We start from the raw sequence: 26,193 nt of genomic DNA, 5'->3' as shown, positions 1-26,193 counted from the left end.
AAATTAGAGAACTCAAGAGCGATCGGGAAATCACAGCCATCTTAATTTTAGCGATTATTCAAGGTCTATTCACCAACTAACTCTCTATTCTGTGGGATCGACTTTTCGATTGAATTCGCGATCGCCCCTCACCATTAGAAATTTGAGAGCAATTCCAGCAGACAACACAAAACCTAAGATTTGTCAACAATATTTAGCTAACAATAGCACGCGGGCGATCGAGATTCGTGAAGCGCGATCGCCCGCTTACTTTTTAGCCGTTACTCTCAGGCAATTCGCCAAACCGATCTCGATAACGCCCTAGCAAAGATTCGAGTTCAGCAGCGCGTTGACTTTCCGCTTCGGCGCGCTGACTTTCAGCTTCGGCGCGCTGACTTTCAGCTTCGGCGCGCTGACTTTCAGCTTCGGCGCGCTGGCGTTCAGCTTCGGCGCGCTGGCGTTCCGCTTCTAATGCCGAGGCTAATTCATCAGGAATCAGTAATTTTTCTCCATTATCTTCCCGATAAAAACCGATCAGTTTTCCCTCTATTTCAAAACGCAACTGCAGCACTTCACTGCGACTGTCAGTAATTAATTGATAGCTATCTTCCCGCAATCGATATCCCCGCAATTTTTCCGGTATCCATTGCCCTTTGGGGTCAAACAACCAATATTCTTGAATTTCTAAACTTTCGTACAAGTCTTTTTTCGTAACTTTATCTTCCGACTGCGTACTCGGTGAAGTAATTTCAAAAACTACCTTCGGAACTTGCCCTTCTAACCAGATTTTATAATTATCTCTGCCTCCGGGTTCTACATCGTAGATTACCATGACATCCGGTGCAGTACGCAATTTTGGGAAACCTTCAGCGTAATATAAAAACTGGTTGGCCAAAACGGTAGCGTGCTGTCCGGCGAGGTATTGCTTGATGACTTCTAAAGTGGTTAGAATTGCATAAAGGTGGTCGTAAGTTTCTGCCACGGGTTTTCCATCCGCACTGGGGTAGATAATTTCAGATGACTTGAGGGTGGGAGCGACTGTTCTCATGGTCGTGCTTCCTATGAATTGTAGTTCTATTGTAAACCTTTTGCCTCTTACCAATGGGAATATCTCACTTTTGTAACAAGCATTTTTTTAGACTGCGAGCCTCCCCGCTCGTTTAGTTATGTATGAAAACGCGATCGGGGATGCTCGCTTTTATGTATGAAAACGCGATCGGGGACAGCACTATAAAGTAAAACTGAGATGCTCCCAACTAGCATTTGCAACATTCCTTAGTAAAACGGCCATTTTCCGTAAGAATATATCGGTTTCACGGAATACTCAAACTCCTCATAATCCGACAACAATTCCATCACTAATGCGGGTGCTTCTCCCTCTGCATTGGGAGTAGAACTGCGGCGAATTTCTCCCGATTAGGCTGGCAATACTGAGGGTACGTACACCCAATCCGGTGCTTTTACTATTGTTTTGTCGTTGACTTTGGCGTAAATTCCAAAATTGGCAGCTATCAGCATTGAAGCTAAAATGAATCCTACAAATTCCCAGGATTCTCTGAGGGCGGTGGCTAAAAGTGGCTGGTCGATATTTTCCACAATATCGTCTGGTAATTTTAAGTCTTATGGTAATTTTCCCCAAGTTTATAGTGTACTTGGTTTTGGTTTTTTTACGACAAGTTTCGATAATATTTGGATTATATTTTGGGTTTTTTAATTTATTTTTTTTGTTGGGAAAAATTGCAGGAAATTTTTCAAATTGGAGTATTCGCGTTACTAATTGAAAGGAAATATCTCAGTTTTGCATTTATAGTGCGAGCTTAAGAACTCGCGAGTGCTATAATACCCGATCTTTTAAGCTCGCACTACAATAAAAAAATGTTTTTTGCAAAACTGAGATGCTCCCAATTGAAAAATGAAACTTCTACACTGCTAGATTGGCAACTGTAGTTTATACATTTCATACTTTTTAAAATAAACAAAACAGCCAATTTCCCATAATCGCTGTTATTCAATAAGAACATTTTTTACTGAGTATTTTCAGTAGAATTTTGCTCTGATGTTATTGCAACTTTAGGAGGTGTAATAGGCAATTTGGGCTGTTTGTGCAAGCTGGGAAATCCCGGATATACTGATTGACTTTCCACAGTGGTCATCGCATTTTCTTTCTCGGAAATGGGCGCTAATGTTTGAGCGATTTTAACTTGCTGTCGCAGTTGTTCTGTCGAACCCAACAAGCTTCCCAATCCTTTGAACAATTGGCGAATGTTGTTGCGGAGCTCAGGGTTTCCTGTCAATTCATCCACGTCGGAAGTAATTTTCTGCAGGTTTTGAAATGTAGCTCGTGCGGAATCTAGAGTTTGCTGCAATAATAGCAAAGTGGCGGGATTGTCGATCTGGCTGGACAAATTTCGCAAATTAACAGAAGCTTGGGCGGCATTGGCTGAGAGAATTTCTAAATTGTTCAGCAATTGTCCTTGGTTGATGCGGTTAATTGTCGGGCTCAAACTGCTGACAGCTACCCGCAATTCTTGACTGCTTTGATTGATGTTGTTTAAAGTCGAGACTAAACTCGCGCGGTTGGTTACTACTAAAGCGTTGAGTTGGTTGGCTGTTAATGTAATTTGATTGGCGGCTTGAGTTACTGAATTGGCAGAATCGATCGCAGCTGCAGATACGGCTTTTGTGGAAGTGTCGGCTGTAGCTGCTACTTTAGAAACATCTGCGGCGACTCCTGATATTTCTCCCTTAACCGATTGATTTAAACTGCTAGCTTCTCCTTTTAAGGATTGATTCAAACTGCCTATTTCGATTTGTAAGGATTTAGTTAAACTGTTGGCTTCTCCTTTTAACGATTGATTTAAAGTTCCTAGTTCGTTGGTTACTGATTTACTTAAGGTGCCAACATCTCCCCTGACGGATTGATTCAAGCTTTTTATTTCTGCTTTGGCAGTTTGAGTGAGAGCCGATAAATCTTGAGTTAGTTTAGCAGCACCTTGAGCTGTGTTGGCTGTATCCCGTGCAATTGATTTAATACTGTCGAATAGGGCGGGGTCGGTGTATAAATTAGCTAGGCGGACTGTGGAGCGAATTAGTTCGTCTAGACTGACTCCTGCTTGACCTTTTAAGCGGGAATTTTTGCAGATTATTGCAGGGGGACAGTCAGCACTAATGGGATTGGCGCTAAGTAATGAGTCTGGCAAAATTGAGTTGGGGGTAATGTCGATCGACGATTCGCCAATTAAACCCGATTTATTCGCTTCGATTAGCACATCGCGGGGAATGACTAAAGTGCCGGGGGCAATTTCCAGTGTGACGTCTACGCCGTTGGAACTGGCTTTGAGGGCGGTAATTTTACCGACTGCAACCCCGCGATACCTGACGGGCGTGCCTATTTGCATTCCCTGGGCGCTGGCAAATTCTACGGCGAATTTGTAGCTGCGGTTGCCTAGCTGCACGCCCCGCAGCCAGAGGACTAAGCCTCCAAATAAGCCGATTCCTACTAAAATTAAGAATCCGACAGAACCTTCTCTCATCGTTCGCGATCGCATATTGCCTCCTGAGTCAGTAGTCATTAGTCATTAGTCATTAGTCATTAGTCATTGGTCGTTCGTTATTAGTTATTGGTTATTGGTCATTCGTTATTAGTTATTGGTTATTAGTCGTGATTTTTAGGGCATGGCCCAATAGATTGTAGGTAGGAGTTTAATTGAGGGGCTAAGTCGTTAATGAGGGCTGTAAGCTCATTTATCTGTTGAACAGTTAAAAGGTTTCGAGTGTAAGCTCGTCTCAACCAGTGCTGGGTTTCGTTCAGAGAGGCTCTGGCTATTTTTACAAAGCGTCGATTGTCTTGATAGCTGCCTCGTCCTAGTCCTTCTGCTATGTTAGCACCGACGCTATCTGCTGAACGGATAATTTGTTTGCCGATCGTATCTTTGGCAAAAATATCCCAACTGTTAACAATTTTCCAGATCTCATCTGCTAATCGTTCTGATAATCTATAAACCCGCAATTCCTGAAAACTTTTGCTTGTCATATTACCCTCGTTCTTAATAATCAACGTGAGTTCGGGTTAAGCAGAACAGAGCAAGTTGTTATCCATGGCGATTCCTGGCTTTTTGGGTTGATGGCAATAAGCAATCAACCCGATCGAGAATATTGACAAAGCAGTTAACGGGGGAACGATGTCGGGAATGCTCAATCTGAGAAATATTCTTTAACTGCTAAATAACGGTCACGGGCGACAGCACGTTTTCGTAACAGCAGACGATCGGACAAGCGACATCAAACGTTGTTTCAGATTGCGTTTGAGTTTAGTAATGACTTGCACACCGAGGCTTGCCATCAATTCCTCAAACATTTTTTGGGAGATGTAACCCAGGGTAAGCAAACACTTTGCCAAACAGATGTTGCAACAAGTCAGGCACAGGTTTTCGGTCGTCTACATTACCAGGCGTAACTTGAAAGTTAAGTAACTCGCCTCGATCGTTGATGACTAGATGTAACTTTAAACCAAAGAACCAATCGACGCTCGGTTTTCCATCGAGCAGCGATATCTTTAAACACTTTGTGCTGACTGATCCTGCGGTTACGTGTGACTTTCAGACAAGTGGAATCCATGAAGCTAATTCCTGTGCAAGCACTCCTTGCAAGAGCCCAGATACGCGCATAGGGAGACGAGTGTATCCGGGACCCATTCAATGAAGCGATTATAACTAACCAACTTGGGAAAATGGCTCTGCCATTGGGCTTGGATTCGTTCAAGGTAATAACTTTTGAAATTCCGGTAATACGATTGGTGGGCACTGGTTTCCCCGAATGGGATTTCCTAGGATTCTTGCCAGACGTGGATTACAAGGCATAACGGATCGTAAAAACTTGTTGCCAGGACAAACCAGTTTTTAAGATCCCTAATTTCACAGCCGGAACCACTTTTGTCGTGAAATGAACCCGAATAAAATTATGCACAACCCAAAAAACATCCAACGTCCTTTGCAAGTCTTCTCGTGTTTTACTATAAGTATTCGTCCTGGGTCGAAACGCTGAATTTCGTCGTCTGAGTGAGGCGTTAAACGCTTCCACATGATTGGCATGAATGTCACTCTCTTCGACCGAGTGGAGTCTGTCGGGATGCTCTTGAACCGGAGCTCATTACTCACAAGTTAAGCTAAAAACACTATTGTTAATGAGTAATTATACTCACCTTTTTACCTGTTTACCAATTAAAATATGACTCCATTCGTTCCTTTATTATTGAAAAAAAAATGTTCGGGACTTCTTTGAGTTCCAGGGGAAGGAGAAATAATTAGCCTGACATGAGGTTTTCATGCTTAGCTTAACAATCCCTAAATCTTGATTCTTCAGGCGCGGCAAAATACTTAACTAGGTCTGAAGCTATTCCTTTTTGATAGGCCACCGAAAAATGATACATCCCCCGATAAATCATTTCTAATGAAATCCGTTCAATTGGTACTCCTAATTCATCTGCAACCGCATCTCCTAAATCTACTAAAACCGCATAAAATAGCCAAGTAGCCCAGATTTGGAGCTTGATTTCGTTTAATGAACCTGTCCATAAATAACTCAGATTTAATAATCTTTTTACTGTATAAAATGCCTCTTCAATTCGCCAGCGTCTTTGATATAAATCTGGTACTACATAGGGGGGCAATATTTCGGGTTATCGGACACTTGTCAGATAAGAACGCCAGGAAGTCTTGGAGCGAACCTGTACTAATCTTATAGTTAAAGCTGGTGTTTTTTTTGTCCCTGCACCTATTTTAATTATCCGATCTTTGACATCATAAGTAGTGGTTAATACCCGTTCGACTTGATAGGATGCACCTTTCTTTATTCGAGTGATAAATCCAATTTTATGGTCTATGAGTTTTGACCAAAAAGCGAAGTGATAGAACCCTCTATCCAATAACATCAAGGTTTTTGGCTTGACTATCTTCAGTAAATTTTCTTCCCAATGAGTGTCTGCTTGTTTAGGATTTGTCCAAAACCAAATTTCTTCGGGAAGATGAGTTACTAGGTCTATAATTACTCCCATTTTTCCCGCTAATTGACCAATTGGCACATCTGATAAACTTTGTAACTTCTTAAATAATGCTTCTAATGTTGACCCGTCAGCTATCCAGATATTATCAAAGTTTTTTAAGGCAAATTGTACGCTATCTGGTAGTGGTCTTGATTTTCTTGTTAACCATTTTTGGCGAAAATGAGGCAGTAATTCTTTAAAGACTTTTTCAAATAAAATTGCTGGAAAAGTTAAAAATCTTTGCGATAATGCTTGTTGACTAATCTCTTGTGCCTCACACCATAGAAATCCCTCTCTATTTAATAATCTGGTTAATTCTGTTACTCCTGCTACATTTCGCCATAAGAGACTTAATATTGCTGCCATCATTAATGGTAGTGTCAGAATCCTATCTCTTAGATTTAGTTGGCGATAAAAAGTTTTTTGGGCAGCCATTGCCGGAATTAATAAATCTTCCAGGTGATTCGCTACCGCTTCATTTTCTACTTGGGGACTATTTTTTTTCTTTGCATGATCTCGGTTGATTCGTTTTTTGCGAATCATAACTGGTTCAACTATGGCTCAACTGCCTGCCAGATAGATGTTTCAGCCTATTTTACACTTTTTGGTGTACCCCCTTGACAATTTGCACTTTTTCTTAATTTGTCACAAATGGGTGTGTAAGAGCGGGACAAGCTTATCGGGCGTTGGGTATTGAAATTAAAACAGGTATTTTGTGGTTTTGGATTGGTACTCACGCAGAGTACGATCGGCTGATTGGTAAATAATGCCGCTGGTGAAAAAATACAGGTGGCGATCGCCTACCTGATGACTTAAAATAGAAGAGACATAGAGCTGCGTGGTCAAAATGGACAGAATCTCCGTCAACCCTCAAATTCACTTCGGTAAGCCTTGCATAGTGGGTACGCGCATTACTGTACAGAGCGTTCTCGAATTACTAAATGAAGGGCTTTCTTTTGGAGAAATTATCCGAGACTATTATCCCGATTTGGAAATGGATGATATTCGGGCGTGTTTGCGTTATGCGATCGCACTGGTGGCGGCGGAAGATGTGCATTTGGCATTAGCTTAAATTATGAGGTTTCTAATAGACCAAGATGTGTATGCTGTTACCACAAAGTTTTTGATTGATGCAGGACATGATGTAATTGTTGTCGCTCAAATGGGTCTATCGCAAGCAAGTGATGAAGAAATACTGAGAGTAGCGCAAGCAGAAAATCGCATCCTGGTTACGCGAGACAGAGATTACGGAAATCTTGTTTTTGTGAGGGCGATCGGAACAGGTGTGATTTACCTTCGAGTGTTACCTAAAATGGTGAATGAAGTTCATAAGGAACTAGCAGGAGTTATAGAAAATTACTCTGAAGTAGAACTAAAAGGGGCATTTGTGGTTGTAGAACCTGATGGATATCGGTTTAGAAAACCGCTTAGATAGGGTGTTAATTAGTTTGGTGTTGGAAAGCAAAGGGCGATCGCACTTTGGGAAAATCAGGGCGATCGCACATTTATTTATTCACTGCTTTTTACATGATGTTCAACATAAGAGCGCACCACGGCACTCATTAGAGATTGATAACCTTTTCCTTGGCTTTTAAACCAATCTAATACATCGCTATCAACTCTTAAAGAAATAGCTTGTTTTGTCAGTGGTGTTACGAGTTTTGCTTTTGCCCAAAAATTCGCATCTAATTCAGGAATATCACAGGTATCGATCGCAGATTCTGGAATATTTTCTAATTCTTCAAGTCGTTTGCGCGAGATAGTCATATTCAAACTGCATAGTGTATATACAAAACGTATCTACTTATGATATAGCATAACCCGATCGCACTTGGGGAACATAAGGGCGATCGCATTTCCCTAGTTCCTAAATTGCTATAATGACAATCAGCCCAAAAATCTCAACATAAAGCCTATGTCTACTTATAGCGAGGTACTGAGTCAGGCTCAAAATCTTACTCCTGACGAGCAACAGCAACTTTTAGAAGTATTGTCAGCATTGATGCGCGATCGGGTAACAACCCAGACTCAGGGTAGCAGTGAAAGATTGCCCAGGAAAAATTTAAAGAGATGGCGAGGTTTTTTGCCGTATCGTGTGGATGCTTTGGAATTACAGTGGCAACTTAGAACAGAATGGGATGAGTAAGATAGGGAAGAAAAGGGCGAGCCAGTAATCCAAGGGCTATAATAGTAAAAATCAATAATAGTTGATATTAGCTATGCAACGAATATTTGAGGCTATATTGAAGGGAAACCTTTTAGAATGGGCTAATGAGGTTCCAAGACAAGGCGATCGCCCTGTCAGAGTTTACGTTACTTTACAAGAAGAGCCATCGACTTTAAGTGCGGAGTTTCGCCGTCAGAGAATAGTTGAAATATTGGAAAAAATTGCAGCAAATAATGTCTTTGCTGATATTAGCGATCCAGTGGAATGGCAGCAAGATTTGCGTCAAGACCGTCCACTTCCAGGTAGGGATGAATAATGAATGCTGCTAGACAGTAATATTATTATCTACGCTTCCCAGCCAGAAAACACGCAGATTAGGCAGTTTATTGGCGAACATGAGATAGTTGTATCAGCAATAAGTTATATTGAAGTCTTGGGTTATCATCGGCTGACTGAAGAAAATAGATTGTACTTTGAAGAATTCTTTGGTGTGGTGGAGGTTTTACCAATTTCTAACGCTGTACTCGATCGCGCAGTGCTGTTGCGACAGATGAGGAGAATGACACTTGGGGATGCTATTATTGCGGCAACAGCTTTGGTATATGGCAGAACTTTGGTGACAAGAAATGTAGGGGATTTTCGGTGGATTGCGGAACTCACACTGATTAACCCGTTTGAGGCTTAATAAAGACGGGCGATCGCACTTGAGGAAGAAAAGGGCGATCGCACTTTGGGAAGATAAGGGCGATCGGCTGTGAGTCTATTTCAACTATGCAAACATCAAGCGACCTTTCGGTTGAGGAATAGGACGACCCAGCGCGTTAGCCGTTTCTATCCACTCCTGCATAATAATCTCTAGATTTTGCAATGCTTCTTGATAAGTTTGCCCATCAGCCGCACATCCCGGCAATTCAGGTACTTCGGCAATAAAACTCTGGTCTTCCTCACTCCAGTATATGATGATTTCATACTTCATTATCCTAAGCCCATTAAGTGTTAATTGCTTGCTCTGCTGCTCTAATTAAAACCTCATCCATCCAGTTATTAATACTTTTGCCAGCCTTCTTTGCCGCCATAAAGATTTTCCGGTGATGTTCGGGAGTAGTGCGGAAGGGAAGTTTACCTGAAAATGGTTTATCAGGTTCCTGTCCTAATTCTTTGCAAAAGTCTAGATAATCATCGATAGAGTTTTGGAATTTTTGGCGAGCTTCTTCAATAGTTTGTGCCTTAAAAGTCACTACGTCATTAATATCGAGGACTCGCCCGAAAAGAATTTCCGCTTCTAAATCTACTTCAATGCTAGCACTGTAACCTTTGTAAGTCATCATGGCTGTACTCCTTCTTCCTCTTTCAATAGCGGAGGGGCGATCGCATATTTATTGACTGTTCTTTACGTGATGTTCAACAATAGCATAAGGGCGATCGTACTTTAGGAAATAAGGGCGATCGCTGTCATATGTTATCTAAGCCACATTTCTCTGTAGTCGAAAAATTCATCTAAAATTACTCTCAAAGCCAAAAGTTTGTTGTAGTTGCTTCATGTAGGTATTCAACTTGTTTAAAACGTAGCCAGCTAAATTACCAGGAGTCTTATTTTTAGTATAACAAAACTCTAAGGCTATATATTTCTCATTTTTAACATTTACTAATATATCAGGTCTAATATTCGGTAGGTGTGGATGTAGTTTCTCACAACTAAATAATAAATTTAATCCTTGATTTGATGATAGTTCTTTTAGAGCTAAATATAGGCTTTCATTTAACAGACGATCAGTGATTTTGTTGTCAACTATATCTTGATTTATTTTTTCAAAAGGTTTTTTAGCATTTGCTAAACCCTTTTCTACAGTACCACTTTTACGTTTCCCAGCAGTGATATGACGTTCTGATAACTGCAAATATAAAGGAGTAGTAGATAAAGTCCGTTGAGCATTCTGTTTCGTAAACCAAAATTGGTTAACACCGTAGTTTTGAATAAAATCTTCTCTAGAAATAGGAATTTTTGCCTCTTTAGAATAAGCAGCGATGCAACTCACTAAAGCATTTGTTGGCAAGTACATAATTTTTGTTGTTAATACGCCACTAAGTGCCAGGCTAAGACGGCTAGGGGGCCAATCAGCTTTTCTCTGATTATTTTCCTTAATATAAGTGTTAAGCGCACTATGAGTTGCATTCCACATTTCGTTAATGTTATCAGACTGTTTAGCAAACTGAGCTACAACACTTTCTGCTTCAGGGTAAGAAAATATAAACCAAACTTCTGTCGGTTTAGGGACAGCCTGCATCAACTTTTGTATAAATTTTGTTCTATCTTGCGAAATATCTCTTATCTCTCTTAAATAGTCTCTGATAATAAGCCTATCTTTTGGTTTCTGTTCATATTTATTCTTAATAAGGTCATCAAAATCCTCATCATTTAATTGAAATTCGTAACAACTTCTTCCTTCATTAAAAAATGAAATTGTGTTTTTAGCGATAGTTGGATATTCTCCTATTGGTGGTCCAGTAAACTCTATAGTAGGTATTTTTTGATAAAACATTGTACTAGAAAAAGTTTTGGCGAAATTTTGCATAGTTGTTAAATCTTGCCTATCTGTTACTGGCCAAATAATCAGAATAGGGTATTTACGTAGTAATCCATTTAAATCTCTAAAGAAAGCTATTACTTGCTCATTATCTTCACCCCGTAAGTTTTCTAAATAATCAATAACAATGCACAACTTGTCTCTATTATCATTTTCCTTCAAAAACTTACTAGATTCCTGCTTGAGACGACTGAGTAAATTTTGCAACTTCAAAGTTGGGTCATTAGTTAAATCACTAGCATCAATAGACACTATTTCTTTGATACGAATATGTTTCCTCCATTCCAATGAACTTATGAAAGTTGATTTTCCTACTCCTGAAATCCCGTATAAAAATAATAGATAACCAGATAGTTTAATTTGACTAACTACTTGAATAATCTTTTCTTCAAATTCAATTACAGGCGTAATAAACCGTGCCATTAGAGCTAAATTTTGTGCTATTTTTTGTTGATTGACTTCTTGTTGTAGGGTTTCCTCATAAGTTTCAGGTATAATTAATTCCAAAATTTCATCAGACAATTTATTGAAAGCAGTTTCTGTTGTATTAGCAGATTCTAAAATTTTATTTTGATCGGTTTCATTCGAGACAACTGATGTATTAGTATCATTTATATATTCATCTACAGACTTAATGTAAGATTCGGCATCTGTTTTATCTGTAGATTGTACTACTTCAACCAAGTTTAATTTTTCAAGATCATAAACTAAATCTAGCTCTAATTGTTTGTAACCGTTATTATCATTATCTGCTTTTTTTCTAGCCATATGTAGTTAACGCCATAATTGAGAATTACGAGTTAGGCAAGATACCTACCTATATTATAACCCAAGTTCTGCTCTTTAATTGTCTGAGACCAACAAGCTTTACTTAATGAGACTTTTAGGATCGTTAGATTAGCGCTATCATAGTGTGTCTTTTATAATTGGGAAGATGGGCAGGCCCAAAAGCCTGCCCCAAACTATCCTACTCTACCCCTTCAATCCGGTCTTCCACCTCCTGATAAAGTTCACGCAACCTGTCCAAATTACTCTCCGAAGTCTCCCAATAACCCCGGCCATTCACCTCAAGCAAAGTGCTGACAATCTTGCGGAAAGAATGAGGATTTAAGTTAAGCAAACGCTTCTGCATCTCCTCATCTTGGATAAACGTACCGTTCACATCCTCATACACCCAATTATCCACAGCGCCCGCAGTCGCACTCCATCCAGTCGTATTCACCAGACGCTTAGAAATCTCCCGCACGCCCTCATAACCGTGCGACAACATCCCCTCGTACCACTTCGGATTCAGCAGCTTAGTCCGCGAATCTAAACGCACGGTTTCTGATAGCGTCCGCACCTGCGCGTTGGCTGTCGTCGTATCAGCAACAAAGGATGTTGGTTGCTTTCCGTCGGCGCGCAAACTGCCGATCAATTTAGTCGGATCCGAGTCGAAATAGTGCGACACGTCAGTTAGCGAAATCTCCGCAGAATCTAAGTTTTGGAAGGTGACATCAGCAGTTTTTAAGGATGACTCAAAAATCTGCCTGTCTTGTTCCATTGTTCCTGGGTTGTCGGAAGAAAAGGCGAAGGATTTGCGGGTTAAATACATTTCCTGCAACTCGGCTTCGCTTTCCCAAGTGCTGTTTTCTACCGCCAAGTTGACGTTAGATGAGTAGGAACCTGAAGCATTGGAAAACACGCGGGTTGCTGCTTGCCGCAGGTTGATTCCCATTTCTTCCGCTTGCTTCAAGGCGTGTTTGCGGACGAAGTTCATTTCTAAAGGTTCGTCGGCTTCCGCTGCCATTTTCACAGCTTTATCTAACAAATTCATTTGGTTGATGAACAAGTCGCGGAATACGCCGGAACAGTTAATTACTACGTCGATCCGAGGTCGTCCCAACTCTTCTAAAGAAAGCAATTCGAGTTTGTTTACCCGGCCCAAAGCATCGGGTACTGGCTTCACTCCCACCATCCACATTACTTGGGCGAGGGATTCGCCGTAAGTCTTGATGTTGTCGGTTCCCCAGAGCACAACGGCGATGGTTTCGGGATAGTTTCCGCCGTTATCGGTGCGCTGTCTTTCTAATAGTCGGTCAACGACAACCTTAGCAGACTTCACCGCACCCGTCGTCGGGATTGACTGCGGATCTAAAGCGTGCATATTCTTGCCAGTCGGCAAAACATCCGGGTTGCGAATCGGATCGCCGCCGGGCCCGGGGATAATGTATTCGCCTTCTAACGCGCGCAACAAAGCGCCTAATTCGTTGTCGGCACAAACTTGCTGCAAGCAGAATTCCAGATACTCAAACAGCGGTTTAATCGGTTCTGGATCGACTTTTTTGTAACCGGCTGCGTGCAAGGCATCAATCCAAGGTGTTTTCTTGCCCATGTTGAAGAAATTCAACTTGGAAACTAGGGAAACTCGGCCTTCAGCGTCGGTTTGTTCCTTCACCAAAGCGCTGACTGCATCCCGACAGGCTAAGGTGATGTTTTGCAGCAATTCGACATCAACTAAAATGCCTTTGTCGCTGTTGGTGTAAACTTCTTCGATATCGCGTCCCAGACTGTTGGCGATAATTCGCGGTAAGCCGATCAAGTTGTCTTCTTCGCGGTCTAAATTGGCGATATTTACTAAAGTTGCGATCGCCTCTTCGGCAGTTGGCGGCTTACCGATAATATGCAAACCGCAAGGTAACAACCGCGATTCAATCTCCATCAACTTGCGGTAAACCAAGCCAACTAAATTGTCCCGTTCCTGGGCAGTCATTTGGGCCGCTACCCCCCCTGACCCCCCCTTAGTAAGGGGGGGTTCGGAAGATGTGGTTAGCCCCCCCTTAGTAAGGGGGGGTTGGGGGGGTAGGTCAATATCTTTGTCTAAATTGACCAAACGGCATTTTTCGACGATCGCATCCACAATCGGCACGCCCCGGCCCGTATCCTTCAAAGTTTGATAGGAAGCAATCAACTCGCTGAGTTCCTGCAAACCTTTGTACAAACCAGCATTTTCCGCCGGAGGAGTCAAGTAAGAAATTGTTTCAGCATAACTGCGGCGCTTGGCAATAGTTGCCTCGCTGGGATTGTTGGCGGCGTAATAATAGAGATTAGGAATTTTGCCAATCAAACTGTCAGGATAACAATCGATCGACATTCCCATCTGCTTACCGGGCATAAATTCTAGGGAACCGTGAGTGCCGAAGTGCAGCACCGCATCCGCACCCCAAATGCGCTCCAAATAAGTGTAGTAAGCAGCAAAACCGTGGTGCGGGCTGGCGGAACGAGAGAATAACAACCGCATCGGATCGCCTTCGTATCCAAAAGTAGGTTGCACTCCGATAAATACGTTGCCGAAATGTTTGCCGTAAATCAGCAAATTTTGTCCGTCGCTGTTCAAATGTCCGGGAGGCGGGCCCCAGTTTTCTTGCAAGCGTTCCGAGTAAGGAGTGAATTCTTCATACTCAGCTACGGACATCCGGTGAGCAATATTTAACTCAGGACTTTGGTATTGGGCTGTGGCGTCGTGGATGACTTCTTGCATCAGCTTTTCGGCAGATTCCGGCAGTTCTGGCAAGTCGTAACCGTTACCTTTTAGGGCTTTCAATACTTCGTAAATCGAGCCGAAAACGTCGAGGTAAGCGGCTGTTCCAACGTTGCCTTTATCGGGAGGGAAACTGAAAACTGTGATGGCAACTTTCTTGTCTAATTTAGGTTTGCGGCGCAGCATTGCCCATTTCATGGCGCGCTGGGAAATTGCTTCGATTCGGTCTTGCAGGGCGATCGCCTTGCCAGTTGCGCCATCTCTTCCCGACAAAATAATCGGTTCGATCGCACCATCCAACTCAGGAATCGCAACCTGCAAAGCAACTTGAATCGGGTGCAAACCTAAATCGCTATTTTCCCACTCTTGGGTCGTTTGGAAAACCAGCGGCAAAGCCACCATGTAAGGGCAATTGAGCTTTTTCAAAGTATCGATCGCCTTTGGGTGATCTTGTTTCGCCGGGCCGCCAACCAACGCAAAACCAGTCAGAGAAACTACCGCATCCACGATCGGCAGCGGTGCCACACCTTTGGCCCCAACTTCCAAGAAAAAGGTTTCCACCGGTTTCGAGAAGTCCAAACCACCGGCAAAAATCGGCAAAACCCGCGCCCCCATTGCCTCAAATTCCTGCACGATTGCGACGTAGTGCGCGTCATCTCCGGTAACTAAGTGAGTGCGCTGCAACACTAAACCGATGCAGAGTGCCAGGGGGTCTTTGAGGTCTGCGGAAATATCTGTGCGGGCATTGTACCAGTTCAGATATCCTTTGACATCCTCAAACATTCCTGGTGCCAAGGGATGCCAAATCCCCATATCCGGGTAGACAACTGGTTCTTGAAAACTTAGCTGTTCCTGGCCTTTGAAGACATATTTATGGGACAGCATCAGCAGGAAGTTTTCCAAGTTTTCTTGGGAACCGCCCAGCCAATACTGGAAACTCAGCATGAAGTTGCGGGCATCTTGGGCTTTGTCGATCGGCAAATATTTCAGCACTTTCGGCAAAGTTTGCAGCAGTTTCAGCATTCCGTCTTGGAAGGAACTCCCGGATTTTTCCTTCCGTTTTTTCATGAATTCGCCGATCGCGCTTTTGCTTTGTCCCAACTGCGCCATCGAGAAACTGCCCATTTTATTCAGGCGCATCACCCCCGGCATCGACGGGAAGACAACGGCGACATCCAAGCTGTCGCGCAGCGGTTCTACAGCCGCTACCACTTTTTCGGCCAAATCTTCGATAAAAATTAGAGAAGCAATAAATACGTTGGCATCGGCCACGTCCCGCTTGAAGGCCTCGTAATTTTCCGGGCTGCGGAGTTCTTCGATCAGGTAGCCGCTGATTTCTATTGCCAGATTCGGATTTTTGTTATTTATCGCTCGAACCGCTGCGGACAGGGCGCTTTGATACTGCGGTTCTAGTACGACATAGACCACCTTCATGAGCGATCGCCCCTGCAAGTTTTCCGGCACGACGTGGCGAATGGTGGGCTTGACGTGAGTGAACATCCGGTTAGGCTCCTTTAAGATGCTGTTTTCGGCAATCGGGAATTTTTTTATCCCATAAGCATTTTTACCAGAAAACGCTTGCCATTGGGCGATTTGAGCCTGCATATGACACAATTCGACAAATTTATTACGATTTTTCGTTACATTATTTGACAAATTCCTTGAGCAAACACTCCAAATTTTATTTGTAAATCTTTACTTGACAAAAGAATCTATATATGTATTCATAAAATACGATAACAAAATAAACGATCGACCAATCTTTGATAAAAACGCTCCTGACCAAGGTTCCAAAGTTTGTAGAACTAATTAAACTGGCGATCGAGCAATTAATCAACTGCAGAAAAAAATCAGTTCCGAATCTGCAATTTTCCGTTCTGATGAGTGCCGCATGAGAAAATTTATATATTGGTCGGGAACTTAAAACAGTTTCAGAAATTCAGTATTATATAAGTTCCCGATCCGCGATCGATCGCCGGCCAAATTAATTGCTTTTGATTGTCAGGCTCATCAAAACCCTAGGGGGAAAACATGGCTAACTACGCAATTTTCGACGAACAATACTACCTAGCTCAATATCCTTGGGTCAAACCCGCCATTGATGCAGGAATCATCAAATCCGGCAAAGAACACTTTGAAAAATACGGTCAAGCCGGCGGCTTAACTAAAATATCGCGGTATTTTGACGAAGATACTTACCTCGCCGCCAACCCAGACCTTCAACCATTTGTCAAAACTGTCAATCCCAACGCACCTTTTGCAACAGGTCTCGATCACTTTATTCAGTTCGGCTACGATGAAGGACAGCGCCGGGCCTCCGTATCCCCTGAATACAACGAAAGCTTTTATTTAGCAAACAACTCAGAACTGCAACCGTTTATTCAGAACGGAACTTTCAAATCTGGGTACGACCATTTCATTAAATTCGGAGCCAAAGAAGGTCGTTTTGGAACTTCATTTTTTGAACCGGAATACTTAAAGAAAAATCCTGATATTGTGCCATTTGTCAACTCTGGAAATTTGAGAACTGGTCGCGAACACTTCTTCAATTTCGGGAAAAACGAGCCCAGCCGCTCTGCAACTTTTGTCGGCAGCCGCAGCAACGATGTCATCACTGGTGCGGGTGGGGGAAATGCGGAACTTATCGGAGTAGAAGTAGGCATCGATCGCAACGGGAACCGGCAGTATGAAAGCTTTGGCACCAATGAATTCGATGTGCTGACCGGCAGTCCGGGCATTGATACATTCGTCCTCGGAGTTCCAGCAGCAGCCCAGAATCCCTCCGCGACACCGCTGTATACGGGTAACGGTCAAGCTACAATTCGGAACTTCGACATAGAAAACGATTTGATCCAACTGGCAGGCAATTCTTTGAGCGACGGCTACAGCCTGAATCCCGTTGGCAACAATTTGTCAATCCAGCGTTTTGGAGATGTGCTCGGCGTGATTGAAGGAGGTGCAACTTTGAGTTTGACTTTCCAACAATCTAACGGTAACGGTACTTTCTCGATCGGATAGTCATTAGTCATTAGTCATTGGTCAGTAGTCATTAGTCATTAGTCATTAGTCAGTAGGGGCAGTTCCCCCTGCGGGCAGTCTTAGTAGTGATTAGTGATTAGTCATCAGTCATCAGTCATCAGTCACTAGCTAGTGACTGATGACTGATGACTTTTGATTTTTTGGGCAATTGTGCCGTAAAACAGTTCGATCTGATATATTGCACCTGTGGCAAAAACCGGGTTTCTGACCGCAAAAACCGCATCACAACCTATATCTTTCGTTCATAAACCCGGTGGTTTTTAAGAGTTTCCACACGAACGGTGCTCTTCTGTCAGATCGATCGCACTTTACATTCTTACTTAAAAAAGCAAAAATGAATTACGATATCTTTGACGAACAATACAACCAGTCGCTTTGACACGATCGCTGTTATTGAAAGCGGCGAAAATCTCAAGTTGAATGTATTACCACAACTTAATGGTTCTCTACTTCTACTTGGGTAGAAATCTCGAAGCTATTGGGGATTTGCCCGATTGTTGCTGGGGAGTGCGATCGCTAATTGAGCTTAAATGATATTAGACACTGAAAAAAATCACCCGATCGGGTGATTGTCTCAATTCCAGATGATTGATAAATTGCACAAACAGCCAATTAAAGCCGCAGAATAAAAACATGGCTAACTACGCAATTTTTGACGAAAAATACTACCTTTCGCAGTATCCTTGGGTCAAACCAGCGATCGACACAGGAGTTGTCAAATCTGGACAAGAACACTTTGAAAAATACGGTCTAGCCGGCGGCTTAACTAAAGTATCGCGGTATTTTGACGAAGCTACCTACCTAGCTGGCAACCCAGACATCGCCGCCTTAGTCCGCACCCCCAACAACCCAAACGCTCCTTTTGCGACCGGGCTAGACCACTTTATCCAATACGGTTACGAAGAAGGTCGCACTCGCGTATCGCCTGAGTATGACGAAGCGTTTTATATCGCAAATAACCGACAGTTGCAGCCGTTTATTCAGAATGGAACTTTTAAAAACGGCTACCAGCATTTCATTCAATTCGGCATCAAAGACGGTCAGTTTGGGACTTCTTTTTTTGAAACAGAATACTTAGGAAAAAACCCCGATGTTCGGCCTTTTGTCGAATCGGGAGCGTTGAAAACTGGTCGGGAACACTACTTCAATTTCGGCAAAAGCGATCCAAGCCGCTCTGCGACTTTTATCGGAAGTTCCGGGAATGACATGATTGCCGGTGCTGGGGTGGGAAATACCGAATTAATTGGAGTTGAAGTAGGTTTAGGTTTTTCCATTCCCGGTCGAAATTATGAAAGTGACGGCAGTAATGAATTTGATACTCTCACTGGGGGTAGCGGCCGCGATAAGTTCGTACTCGGAGACGTTATCCAAGGTACTGGTGGTAAGGGATACAGTTCCCCAACAAAGTTATATATCGGGCCTGGTTTTGCTACAATTCGGAACTTTACCCAAGGTCAGGATAGCATTCAGTTAGCAACAGGCGATATCCAACCTTCCTTAGATAACTTCTTGATAGTTCCCATCAACAACAATCGAGATTTAGCTATCCAAACGAATGGCTTGTTCGTCTCCCGTCCAGATGGAAGTTCGGAAATTAGTAGATTTGACACGATCGCTGTTATTGAAGGCGGCGGAAATCTCAAGTTGAATCTATTACCAGAATCTAGAGCTAATCTACCTTTACTTGGCTAGAAATCTCCAAGCTATTGGGGATTTGGCTGATTGCTGCTGGGGAGTGCGATCGCTAATTGAGCTTAAATGATATTAGACACTGAAAAAAATCACCCTATCGGGTGATTGTCTCAATTCCAGATGATTTATAAATTGCATCAACAGTTATTTAAATCCGCCGAATAAAAACATGGCTAACTACGCAATTTTTGACGAACAATACTACCTTTCACAGTATCCGTGGCTGAAATCAGCCATTGATGCAGGAATCATCAAATCTGGGAAAGAACACTTTGAAAAATTCGGTCAAGCCGGCGGGTTCACCGCAGTATCGCGTTACTTTGATGAAGAAACCTATCTAGCTCAAAATCCAGATATTGCTCCCCTTGTCCGTACCGCAAACAATCCAAACGCGCCTTTTGCCTCTGGTTTAGACCACTTTATTCAGTTTGGTTACGAAGAAGGTCGCACCCAAGTATCGCCTGACTACGACGAAGCGATTTATTTAAAACGATACCCCGTACTTGTGCCGTTTGTACAGAACGGCACTTTCAAATCAGGATTAGATCATTTTGTCCAATTCGGAGCAAAACAAGACCTTTACGCGAACACCTTTTTTGAACCAGAATACTTACTAAAAAACCCCGATATAGCAGCAGCAGTCAAGGAGGGAGTTTTTAAAACAGGCGGAGAACACTACCGAAAATTTGGACAATTTGAGCAAACGCGATCGGCTACATTTGTCGGTACTAAAGAAGCTGACATTGTGACGGGATTTGGTGTAGGACAAGTTGAAATCATTGGCATTCAAGTATCTTTGAATGCAGCGGGCGATCGAGTTTATGAAAAACCTTCCCAGCTTCCCTCTCCCCCTGTAAATGACACCCTAATTGGCGGTCAAGGTACTGATACTTTCGTGCTCGGTGTTGGGGATTTTGCCGATGTGAATGGGGGGCGTTTTTACGGCGGGTTACTCAATAGCAACTACGCTACGATTAAAAACTTTAACCCGCAAGCCGATAATATCGACCTAGCGGGAGAGCGAGGCTACTATCAGTTTAACAATACTCCTAATGGAGATTTTAGGATTAGCGTGGGGCCGATTAGGGCTGTTGCACCGGTAGCTATAGTCGAGGGCGGTGCAAATATGCCGTTTCTGGTAAATCGGGGGCGCGATCTCTTGATTTTTAATAAAGTTTCTGTATTAGATAACTTTTGGGAAGCTGGATATTTAGCAAGCAATCCCGATGTTGCTGAGGCGGTTAAAGCAGGAACTTTTGCTTCAGGTCTCGACCAGTATACAAAAGTTGGGCAATTTGAAACTAATCGGTCGGCAACTTTTGTCGGGACTTCGGGGAATGATGTTGTGACTGCTTTTGGTAAGGGAAAAACCACAATTATTGGAGTTGATTTTGATGGCAGTTATTCGAGCGACGGTAGCAACGAATTTGATACCTTGATTGGTAGCGAAGGTGCTGATACTTTTATTTTGGCTTATGACAATAATTCGGGTTCTCCTGGTAGCGGCTTCAGCAACACGACTCAAGAATTGTACACAGGCCCGGGGGAGGCTCGGATTCGCGGCTTCAACTCCAGTCAGGGGGATGCACTTCAGCTATCAGGCACACTCAGCGACTATCAAATATCTTCAGCGGGTGGAGATTTAGTTATCTCAAAAGCAGGAGATAGAATTGCAATTCTTGAGGGAGGTGCTGGATTAAATTTGAAACAACAGACATTTCCTAGAACCGAATTTGGGCCTAGTCCTTTCCTGCTAGGTTAGAAAGCAATTAATACCAACGAGGAACCCGATCGCTCAAAGCATCCGGGTTTCTCAATAATTAAGCCCGATCGCACTTTGCTATTCCGGCAACTCGCCAAAGCGATCGCGATATCTAACTACCAATTCTTCAGCCGTCAAATACCTGCTACCTCTTTCATCAAACCAATACAAAACTTCTAACTGCCTTCCTCCCTATATCGACCTCGACCAATTCCTCAACCCACTTCCGGCATCCAAAAAGGTTTGCCAATTTGTTGTTCGTACTCGCTGTTTATCGTTTGGCAAACTTCAAACGGTCGAGCGAGTTTTGATTTTCGTTATCCACAGGAGTATTATCCGAAGAAGGAAGCTCGGAGCCCGTTGGGAAACGCATTTCTCGATCGAATAGTACCATGATAGAAAAATGGCCAATTTATTAATTAATTGTATCATCTAGAAACCGGGTTTCTCCAATTAACCCGGCTTCTAAGTCTTTAATCTATATCTTGGAAAAGTCAAATTCACCCCCCGCAAGTCCCCCCTCCCGCGGGGGGAAACAAGAAATAATCTTGCCCCCTCCCCGCGAGTTCGGGAAAGGTTGGGGTGGGGTGAACTGTATTTTTGCAAAAGTTCTAATGCCGATCGCGCGCCAGCTTCAAAACCTCAACGACATCTTGATGGTGTTCCGAAGATGCCCAAATTAAAGCAGTCCAAGTATTATTATCCTTAGCTTTGATATCAGCACCCGCCTCCAGCAAAACCTGCACAACATCAGCGCGCCCGCTACCCGCCGCACTCATCAAAGCCGTCAAACCAAAATTAGTTTTAGCATTCACATCCGCCCCCGCATCCAGCAAAAGCTGTACAATCTCGGTATGTCCCGCAGCAGCGGCGCTCATTAACGGCGTCCACCCGTCATTATCCTGACTGTTAGCATCCGCGCTTGCTGCGAGGATTTTTTTGACAATTTCAGCATTGCCAGCCTCAGCCGCAGCGGTCAAAGCCGTCGCGCCTTCGCCATCTTTGGCATTGATATCTGCGCGTTGTTCGATCGCACATTCTACAGCCGCAACATCACCCATCTTGACGGCATCAATTAAATCTGTCATAAAATCTCCTTTGCATCCTTTTAAATCTTAAATCCTATGACAGTCGATATTTTAATCCTCTCCAACGGCCCCGGAGAATTAGCAACTTGGGTGCGTCCCGCCGTGCAAGCATTGCGCCAGCAATTGGCAAACAGGGGCACAGAAGCCCGAATTTCGGTAGTGCTGTCCCCCTGTCCGCACGCCACGGGGAAAGAAGCAGAAATCGCGTCTTCCTATGCAGAAGTTGACAGAGTGCAAGCACCGGAGCATTTTTTTTCATTCCTATTATCGGGCAAAACTGCCCAAAATTGGGACTGGCACGAAACCGGAGTTGTTTTATTTTTAGGCGGCGACCAATTTTTTACGGTTGTTATTGGCAAAAGGCTAAAATATCGCACTGTTACTTATGCGGAATGGGACGCGCGGTGGTATCGCTGGATTGATAAGTTTGGGGCGATGAAACCGGAAGTTTTTGCTAAAGTTCCCCAAAAATATGCTCGTAAATTTGCAGTTGTGGGAGATTTGATTGCCGAAGTGGGGAATCGGAAATCTGGCGGGGCGGGCCCGCACCATCCACCGCCCCTACGGGGAATGGAATTAATTGGATTGTTACCGGGTTCTAAGGCGGCGAAATTAGCTTTAGGTGTACCTTTATGTTTGGCGATCGCCCAATCCATCCACCGCATCCGGCCTCAAACACGCTTTGTAATTCCGGTTGCGCCTACCATAGATGTGCAAACTATAGCAGGTTTTGCCGACCCAAAACAAAATCCTTGCCTACATTTATTTGACAACTGCAGCGCCCAACTGCATTTAACAGAATCGCCGTTTTTGCAGACAGCAAATAACTTAAAAATAGAACTTTGGACTGAGACTCCAGCTTATGATTTACTATCAGAATGCAGTTTGTGTTTGACTACTGTGGGGGCGAATACTGCGGAATTGGGTTCGTTGGCTGTACCGATGATTGTGTTGATTCCGACGCAGCAGTTGGATGCGATGAAGGCTTGGGATGGTTTGCCGGGATTGCTGGCAAATTTGCCGTTAGTCGGTTCTGTTTTTGCGACGGCGATTAATTGGGCAATCTTGCAGTTGGGGAAGGGAAAACTTTATGCTTGGCCGAATATTTGGGCTGGGGAGGAGATTGTACCGGAGTTAATTGGGCGGCTGGAAGCGGATGCTGTGGCGGATTTGGCGATCGACTATTTGAGCCATCCCGATAAATTAGCACGAATGGGCGATCGTTTGCGTGCAGTTCGAGGAGAATCCGGTGCCGCGCAAAAAATTGCTGAACTGGTTTGTCAAGAAATTGAGGTGCAATAATCAATAAAACCTTGTAAATATCGTAGGGTGCGGATCTATCAAGCATCTCCAAATAAACTCGAAAATTTGGCAGCGACGCACCTTACAAAAATAGCTTAACCTTGTAAATATTGTAGGGTGCGTCGCTATCAAGCATCTCCAAATAAACTCGAAAATTTGGCAGCGACGCACCTTACAAAAATAGCTTAACCTCGATCGTGCTTGGAAATTACCCAAATGGCGTGGACAATGCCAGGAATAAAGCCAAAAAACGTGAGCACGAGGTTTATCCAAAAATCAGTACCGATGCCGACCGTCAAAAATACGCCCAACGGGGGAAGAAAAATGGCAGCGACTATGCGAATTAAATTGCTCATCTCAGTTACTCCAAACGACTTTTCTCTTTCAATTTAGCTTCACTGACTGACAGAACCTTTCCCGAAAAACTTAGGCGGTGCTGCCATAGTGTAAACTTCGGTTTCCTCGGCGATTACCCGCCGCAAGTGACCCGGAACTTGCATCAACCCCAACAGTGTAATACCGTCCAACATCCGCAACCCGCCGGTTGTTTTTTCGGCGAGTATTTTGTCGGTAACTTCGGGTTCTGGCCGCGTGTTTATTTCCTGGCTTGAAGCTATGGCAAAACCCCAAGGAGCTCCGTAGGTAGAAATAAAGCTGGTGCAGGATTGAACGTTGGGAAATACCGATTTTAGGGTGTTGACAATGCGGGCGTGCATTTTCATTTCTGCTGGAGAAACGGGGCCTGCTTGCACTACAAAATATCCGTCAGGCGACAGTATTTTGCGGACTTTCTCAAAATACTCCTTGGTAAATAACTGAAAAGATGGGCCTTCTTCAATGGGATCGGATAAGTCGGAAATGACTATATCCCAATCTTTGTCTGTTTTGTCTAAATAATCTAAAGCATCGCCGATTACTACTTCGCAGCGCGGGTCGTCAAAGGCATTTTGGTGCATTTCTGGCAGGTGTTCGCGGCAGGCTTCTACTACTTCGCCGTCAATGTCGATCATCACGACTTTTTCAACTGTTTTCCAGCGCAGCACTTCTCTAATTGTAGCTCCTTCTCCGCCGCCGAGCACGAGCACTTTTTTGGGCGAACCGTGAGCAATCATGGCTGGGTGCACGAGGGGTTCGTGGTAGAGAAACTCGTCGCCGGTACAAGATTGCCATTTTCCGTCCAAAACTAAGCCTTTGCCGTAGGTACCGGTCTGAACTACGTACATTTCTTGATAGGCAGTTTTCTTGTAAGCGAGGACGCTGATGATGCCGTGAACGTAAATATCCCAGGGGGTAATGTACTCGCTCATCCAAAAGTCTGCACGAACTTCGCTACCTGACATCAATTACTCTCCAAATATAGAATGCTGTTTCGATGTTGTCACAAGTAGTATTTCTTAGCACAAAATGGTGCGGGTGTGTGAGTGCGATCGCCACAGGGGAGTGAATATTTTTCAGCAATGGTATAGTGTGATTGCCTTCTGGGAGATAGGGCGCTTTGCTGGGTAGTTGAGATTGCTTGTGGGCGATCGCCCGGGGCGGCTTTTGTACAAATCTTGTCACTCATCTGGCGATTTTTCGCGCCCTGGCCCTCCGACAAATGGGCGATCTCGAATCCAAGCAACCGTTGCGGAGTGCTGTGCGATCGACTTGTCGATCGCAACGGGAACGATGGCGAGTGCGGGGATGAAAAACTGCGATCGGTTTTAACTTGCTTTGTTGTTAATCTCTTGACATTTTCAATGAATATTAGATAAGATTTTTAGATGGAGCAAAATAAAGGAGTTATTAATTTCATCAACAAAAATGCCGGAGCGAGCTGCGACTAAATCATAAGTAAGTTAAGGGTGCAACTCAAATTCACAATCTAACTTTTGTGAGATTATTTTTAGGTTTAAAGTAATAGCAAATGGAACCAACAGACTGGGAAAATGCAATTAAAAATCTTGAAGATGAAAATTTAAGCCTGCGACAAAAGTTAGAAATTTCGGAAACCAAACGCAGCCTACTAGAACTCCAGAATCAAGAAAAAGATTTTTTGCTAAAAACAGTAACTCAAGAATTTCTCGATTCAGAAAATAAATTAAAAGCAAGAATGTCTCAACTAGAAAAAGCTCTGGAAAATCAGCAAGCAATGCAGCTCAAATTGATCGAAGCTGAAAAAATGTCGGCTTTGGGGATTTTGGTAGCTGGTATAGCCCACGAAATCAACAATCCAGTCAACTTTATCTATGGCAATATTACCTATGTCAATGACTACACTGGCGACATTTTAAAATTACTCGAAATGTACCAGAGTAGGTATCCAGAAACTGATGCGGAGATTGAGGATTTTATTGAAGAGATTGACCTGAACTTTCTGCGGGAAGATTTGTTAAAAACTCTTTCGTCAATGAAAGTTGGCTCCGAACGCATTCGCGAAATTGTGCTGACTTTACGCAATTTTGCGCGGGTTGACGAAGCTGAAAAGAAACCTGTTAATATTCACGAAGGAATTGACAGCACTTTGTTGATTTTGCAGAACTCAACTAAGGAAAAGCCGGATTGTAAAGCTATTAAAATTGTTAAAAATTATGGACATTTGCCTAAAGTAGAATGTTATCCAGGACAATTAAATCAGGTATTTATGAATATCATTAATAATGCTATTGATGCGCTGCGGGATCGAGAAAAAAACCGATCGCCAGAAGAGATGGAAGCCAACCCCAGCCAAATTGAAATTACTACTTCTAGTCTTGCAGAAGATTGGGCTAAAATTAGCATCAAGGATAATGGTATGGGAATGGATGAAGCTGTAAAAGGGAAAATCTTCGATCCGTTTTTTACAACTAAGCCAGTGGGGCACGGGACTGGTTTGGGGCTGTCAATTAGTTATCAAATTGTGGTGGACAAACACGGCGGGAGGTTGGATTGCATATCTGCAGTGGGAGAAGGGACTGAGTTTGCGATCGAGATTCCGATCGTCGCCAAATCCCGCAGTTAAGGCGGGAGGGGGAGAGGAGGAGAGGGGAGAGGGGGAGAG

26 protein-coding genes and 1 pseudogene are annotated in these 26,193 nt (G+C 43.4%); 10 read left to right on the top strand and 17 right to left on the bottom strand.

The window, feature by feature from the left end; translation table 11 throughout:
• Positions 1-253: 253 nt before the first annotated feature.
• The 8 genes and pseudogenes from AACV78_RS07115 to AACV78_RS07095 form a co-directional block, all read right to left on the bottom strand.
• Positions 254-1,027 carry a Uma2 family endonuclease gene (locus AACV78_RS07115; protein WP_194010664.1) on the bottom strand — a complete coding sequence of 258 codons (774 nt, stop codon included), beginning with the start codon at positions 1,025-1,027 and terminating at the stop codon, positions 254-256.
• Positions 1,028-1,395: 368 nt separating this feature from the next.
• A complete protein-coding gene (locus tag AACV78_RS07110; RefSeq protein ID WP_194010663.1) occupies positions 1,396-1,575 on the bottom strand; it encodes a hypothetical protein in 180 nt (59 codons plus the stop codon).
• Positions 1,576-2,003: 428 nt separating this feature from the next.
• On the bottom strand, positions 2,004-3,551 hold the full coding sequence (locus tag AACV78_RS07105) for an MlaD family protein (protein ID WP_228042102.1): 1,548 nt from the start codon (positions 3,549-3,551) through the stop codon (positions 2,004-2,006).
• An 83-nt stretch (positions 3,552-3,634) separates the two neighbouring features.
• A complete protein-coding gene (locus tag AACV78_RS07100) occupies positions 3,635-4,012 on the bottom strand; it encodes a four helix bundle protein (RefSeq protein WP_194010662.1) in 378 nt (125 codons plus the stop codon).
• Between the two features lie 198 nt (positions 4,013-4,210).
• A complete protein-coding gene (locus AACV78_RS28665; protein ID WP_368666962.1) occupies positions 4,211-4,366 on the bottom strand; it encodes a transposase in 156 nt (51 codons plus the stop codon).
• The gene (locus tag AACV78_RS28660) at positions 4,329-4,532 is read right to left on the bottom strand and encodes a transposase (protein ID WP_368666961.1); all 204 of its coding nucleotides are present in this window, start codon (positions 4,530-4,532) and stop codon (positions 4,329-4,331) included. The genes AACV78_RS28665 and AACV78_RS28660 overlap by 38 nt, the downstream gene beginning before the upstream one ends.
• Positions 4,444-4,782, bottom strand: coding sequence for a transposase (locus tag AACV78_RS28655; protein ID WP_368666959.1), 339 nt, complete (start codon positions 4,780-4,782; stop codon positions 4,444-4,446). Before AACV78_RS28655 ends, AACV78_RS28660 begins: the two co-directional genes overlap by 89 nt.
• 416 nt (positions 4,783-5,198) lie before the next feature.
• Positions 5,199-6,562, bottom strand: a pseudogene (locus AACV78_RS07095) (IS4 family transposase).
• Positions 6,563-6,866: 304 nt separating this feature from the next.
• On the opposite strand from AACV78_RS07095, the gene AACV78_RS07090 reads away from it, so the two are divergent.
• Both AACV78_RS07090 and AACV78_RS07085 read left to right on the top strand, forming a co-directional pair.
• Complete coding sequence (locus AACV78_RS07090) at positions 6,867-7,091, top strand: DUF433 domain-containing protein (RefSeq protein ID WP_194012749.1); 225 nt, start codon at positions 6,867-6,869, stop codon at positions 7,089-7,091.
• A 3-nt stretch (positions 7,092-7,094) separates the two neighbouring features.
• Positions 7,095-7,454 (top strand): DUF5615 family PIN-like protein, encoded by a 360-nt coding sequence (locus AACV78_RS07085; protein ID WP_194012748.1) that lies wholly within the window; start codon positions 7,095-7,097, stop codon positions 7,452-7,454.
• A 74-nt stretch (positions 7,455-7,528) separates the two neighbouring features.
• Here the strand turns inward: AACV78_RS07085 and AACV78_RS07080 are convergent, their stop codons facing one another.
• Complete coding sequence (locus tag AACV78_RS07080; RefSeq protein ID WP_194012747.1) at positions 7,529-7,786, bottom strand: BrnA antitoxin family protein; 258 nt, start codon at positions 7,784-7,786, stop codon at positions 7,529-7,531.
• A gap of 148 nt (positions 7,787-7,934) precedes the next feature.
• Here AACV78_RS07080 and AACV78_RS07075 point away from each other — a divergent pair, with 148 nt between their 5' ends.
• The 3 genes from AACV78_RS07075 (at position 7,935) to AACV78_RS07065 (ending at position 8,871) form a co-directional block, all read left to right on the top strand.
• Positions 7,935-8,165: a hypothetical protein gene (locus tag AACV78_RS07075; protein WP_194012746.1), complete on the top strand. Its 231-nt coding sequence runs from the start codon at positions 7,935-7,937 to the stop codon at positions 8,163-8,165.
• Between the two features lie 73 nt (positions 8,166-8,238).
• Complete coding sequence (locus AACV78_RS07070) at positions 8,239-8,502, top strand: hypothetical protein (RefSeq protein WP_194012745.1); 264 nt, start codon at positions 8,239-8,241, stop codon at positions 8,500-8,502.
• A gap of 3 nt (positions 8,503-8,505) precedes the next feature.
• Positions 8,506-8,871, top strand: a complete 366-nt coding sequence (locus AACV78_RS07065) for a type II toxin-antitoxin system VapC family toxin (RefSeq protein WP_194012744.1) — start codon at positions 8,506-8,508, stop codon at positions 8,869-8,871.
• Between the two features lie 84 nt (positions 8,872-8,955).
• Here the strand turns inward: AACV78_RS07065 and AACV78_RS07060 are convergent, their stop codons facing one another.
• From AACV78_RS07060 to AACV78_RS07045, 4 genes are all read right to left on the bottom strand, one after another.
• Positions 8,956-9,162, bottom strand: a complete 207-nt coding sequence (locus AACV78_RS07060; RefSeq protein WP_194012743.1) for a type II toxin-antitoxin system HicB family antitoxin — start codon at positions 9,160-9,162, stop codon at positions 8,956-8,958.
• Positions 9,163-9,175: 13 nt separating this feature from the next.
• Positions 9,176-9,514: a type II toxin-antitoxin system HicB family antitoxin gene (locus AACV78_RS07055; RefSeq protein WP_194012742.1), complete on the bottom strand. Its 339-nt coding sequence runs from the start codon at positions 9,512-9,514 to the stop codon at positions 9,176-9,178.
• A gap of 165 nt (positions 9,515-9,679) precedes the next feature.
• Complete coding sequence (locus AACV78_RS07050) at positions 9,680-11,539, bottom strand: ATP-binding protein (protein ID WP_228042101.1); 1,860 nt, start codon at positions 11,537-11,539, stop codon at positions 9,680-9,682.
• A 199-nt stretch (positions 11,540-11,738) separates the two neighbouring features.
• On the bottom strand, positions 11,739-15,791 hold the full coding sequence (locus AACV78_RS07045; protein ID WP_194074278.1) for a magnesium chelatase subunit H: 4,053 nt from the start codon (positions 15,789-15,791) through the stop codon (positions 11,739-11,741).
• Between the two features lie 531 nt (positions 15,792-16,322).
• On the opposite strand from AACV78_RS07045, the gene AACV78_RS07040 reads away from it, so the two are divergent.
• From AACV78_RS07040 to AACV78_RS07030, 3 genes are all read left to right on the top strand, one after another.
• Positions 16,323-17,309 carry a calcium-binding protein gene (locus tag AACV78_RS07040; protein ID WP_194012490.1) on the top strand — a complete coding sequence of 329 codons (987 nt, stop codon included), beginning with the start codon at positions 16,323-16,325 and terminating at the stop codon, positions 17,307-17,309.
• Positions 17,310-17,963: 654 nt separating this feature from the next.
• The gene (locus AACV78_RS07035) at positions 17,964-19,022 is read left to right on the top strand and encodes a calcium-binding protein (RefSeq protein ID WP_194012489.1); all 1,059 of its coding nucleotides are present in this window, start codon (positions 17,964-17,966) and stop codon (positions 19,020-19,022) included.
• A gap of 169 nt (positions 19,023-19,191) precedes the next feature.
• A complete protein-coding gene (locus AACV78_RS07030) occupies positions 19,192-20,784 on the top strand; it encodes a hypothetical protein (RefSeq protein ID WP_194012488.1) in 1,593 nt (530 codons plus the stop codon).
• Positions 20,785-21,395: 611 nt separating this feature from the next.
• Here the strand turns inward: AACV78_RS07030 and AACV78_RS07025 are convergent.
• Positions 21,396-21,872: an ankyrin repeat domain-containing protein gene (locus AACV78_RS07025; RefSeq protein ID WP_194012487.1), complete on the bottom strand. Its 477-nt coding sequence runs from the start codon at positions 21,870-21,872 to the stop codon at positions 21,396-21,398.
• 36 nt (positions 21,873-21,908) lie between these two features.
• Here AACV78_RS07025 and AACV78_RS07020 point away from each other — a divergent pair, with 36 nt between their 5' ends.
• Positions 21,909-23,174 carry a glycosyltransferase family protein gene (locus AACV78_RS07020; protein WP_194012486.1) on the top strand — a complete coding sequence of 422 codons (1,266 nt, stop codon included), beginning with the start codon at positions 21,909-21,911 and terminating at the stop codon, positions 23,172-23,174.
• Positions 23,175-23,359: 185 nt separating this feature from the next.
• Here the strand turns inward: AACV78_RS07020 and AACV78_RS07015 are convergent, their stop codons facing one another.
• The 3 genes from AACV78_RS07015 to AACV78_RS07005 are packed head-to-tail and all read right to left on the bottom strand — an operon-like array spanning position 23,360 to position 24,734.
• Positions 23,360-23,530 (bottom strand): YqaE/Pmp3 family membrane protein, encoded by a 171-nt coding sequence (locus AACV78_RS07015; protein WP_194012485.1) that lies wholly within the window; start codon positions 23,528-23,530, stop codon positions 23,360-23,362.
• Positions 23,531-23,569: 39 nt separating this feature from the next.
• A complete protein-coding gene (locus tag AACV78_RS07010; RefSeq protein WP_194012484.1) occupies positions 23,570-24,514 on the bottom strand; it encodes a fused MFS/spermidine synthase in 945 nt (314 codons plus the stop codon).
• Positions 24,504-24,734, bottom strand: coding sequence for a hypothetical protein (locus AACV78_RS07005; protein ID WP_194012483.1), 231 nt, complete (start codon positions 24,732-24,734; stop codon positions 24,504-24,506). The genes AACV78_RS07010 and AACV78_RS07005 overlap by 11 nt, the downstream gene beginning before the upstream one ends.
• Positions 24,735-25,080: 346 nt before the next feature.
• Here AACV78_RS07005 and AACV78_RS07000 point away from each other — a divergent pair, with 346 nt between their 5' ends.
• Positions 25,081-26,154, top strand: a complete 1,074-nt coding sequence (locus AACV78_RS07000; protein WP_194012482.1) for a sensor histidine kinase — start codon at positions 25,081-25,083, stop codon at positions 26,152-26,154.
• The last annotated feature ends 39 nt before the right edge of the window (positions 26,155-26,193 follow it).

Source organism: Tychonema sp. LEGE 07196 (assembly GCF_963890365.1).
Taxonomy (GTDB): Bacteria; Cyanobacteriota; Cyanobacteriia; order Cyanobacteriales; family Microcoleaceae; genus Microcoleus.
This window is presented reverse-complemented; position numbering and strand designations above follow the sequence as displayed.

Excerpts from the sequence above, each read along its gene's own strand:
- AACV78_RS07045 (WP_194074278.1), bottom strand. The coding sequence starts at position 15,791 with ATGTTCACTCACGTCAAGCCCACCATTCGCCACGTCGTGCCGGAAAAC.
- AACV78_RS07015 (WP_194012485.1), bottom strand. The coding sequence starts at position 23,530 with ATGAGCAATTTAATTCGCATAGTCGCTGCCATTTTTCTTCCCCCGTTG.
- AACV78_RS07115 (WP_194010664.1), bottom strand. The coding sequence starts at position 1,027 with ATGAGAACAGTCGCTCCCACCCTCAAGTCATCTGAAATTATCTACCCC.
- AACV78_RS07105 (WP_228042102.1), bottom strand. The coding sequence starts at position 3,551 with ATGACTACTGACTCAGGAGGCAATATGCGATCGCGAACGATGAGAGAA.
- AACV78_RS07100 (WP_194010662.1), bottom strand. The coding sequence starts at position 4,012 with ATGACAAGCAAAAGTTTTCAGGAATTGCGGGTTTATAGATTATCAGAA.
- AACV78_RS07050 (WP_228042101.1), bottom strand. The coding sequence starts at position 11,539 with ATGGCTAGAAAAAAAGCAGATAATGATAATAACGGTTACAAACAATTA.
- AACV78_RS07065 (WP_194012744.1), top strand. The coding sequence starts at position 8,506 with ATGCTGCTAGACAGTAATATTATTATCTACGCTTCCCAGCCAGAAAAC.
- AACV78_RS07070 (WP_194012745.1), top strand. The coding sequence starts at position 8,239 with ATGCAACGAATATTTGAGGCTATATTGAAGGGAAACCTTTTAGAATGG.
- AACV78_RS07080 (WP_194012747.1), bottom strand. The coding sequence starts at position 7,786 with ATGACTATCTCGCGCAAACGACTTGAAGAATTAGAAAATATTCCAGAA.
- AACV78_RS07030 (WP_194012488.1), top strand. The coding sequence starts at position 19,192 with ATGGCTAACTACGCAATTTTTGACGAACAATACTACCTTTCACAGTAT.
- AACV78_RS07055 (WP_194012742.1), bottom strand. The coding sequence starts at position 9,514 with ATGATGACTTACAAAGGTTACAGTGCTAGCATTGAAGTAGATTTAGAA.
- AACV78_RS07060 (WP_194012743.1), bottom strand. The coding sequence starts at position 9,162 with ATGAAGTATGAAATCATCATATACTGGAGTGAGGAAGACCAGAGTTTT.
- AACV78_RS07085 (WP_194012748.1), top strand. The coding sequence starts at position 7,095 with ATGAGGTTTCTAATAGACCAAGATGTGTATGCTGTTACCACAAAGTTT.
- AACV78_RS07020 (WP_194012486.1), top strand. The coding sequence starts at position 21,909 with ATGACAGTCGATATTTTAATCCTCTCCAACGGCCCCGGAGAATTAGCA.
- AACV78_RS07090 (WP_194012749.1), top strand. The coding sequence starts at position 6,867 with ATGGACAGAATCTCCGTCAACCCTCAAATTCACTTCGGTAAGCCTTGC.
- AACV78_RS07010 (WP_194012484.1), bottom strand. The coding sequence starts at position 24,514 with ATGTCAGGTAGCGAAGTTCGTGCAGACTTTTGGATGAGCGAGTACATT.
- AACV78_RS07040 (WP_194012490.1), top strand. The coding sequence starts at position 16,323 with ATGGCTAACTACGCAATTTTCGACGAACAATACTACCTAGCTCAATAT.
- AACV78_RS07075 (WP_194012746.1), top strand. The coding sequence starts at position 7,935 with ATGTCTACTTATAGCGAGGTACTGAGTCAGGCTCAAAATCTTACTCCT.
- AACV78_RS07000 (WP_194012482.1), top strand. The coding sequence starts at position 25,081 with ATGGAACCAACAGACTGGGAAAATGCAATTAAAAATCTTGAAGATGAA.
- AACV78_RS07035 (WP_194012489.1), top strand. The coding sequence starts at position 17,964 with ATGGCTAACTACGCAATTTTTGACGAAAAATACTACCTTTCGCAGTAT.
- AACV78_RS07025 (WP_194012487.1), bottom strand. The coding sequence starts at position 21,872 with ATGACAGATTTAATTGATGCCGTCAAGATGGGTGATGTTGCGGCTGTA.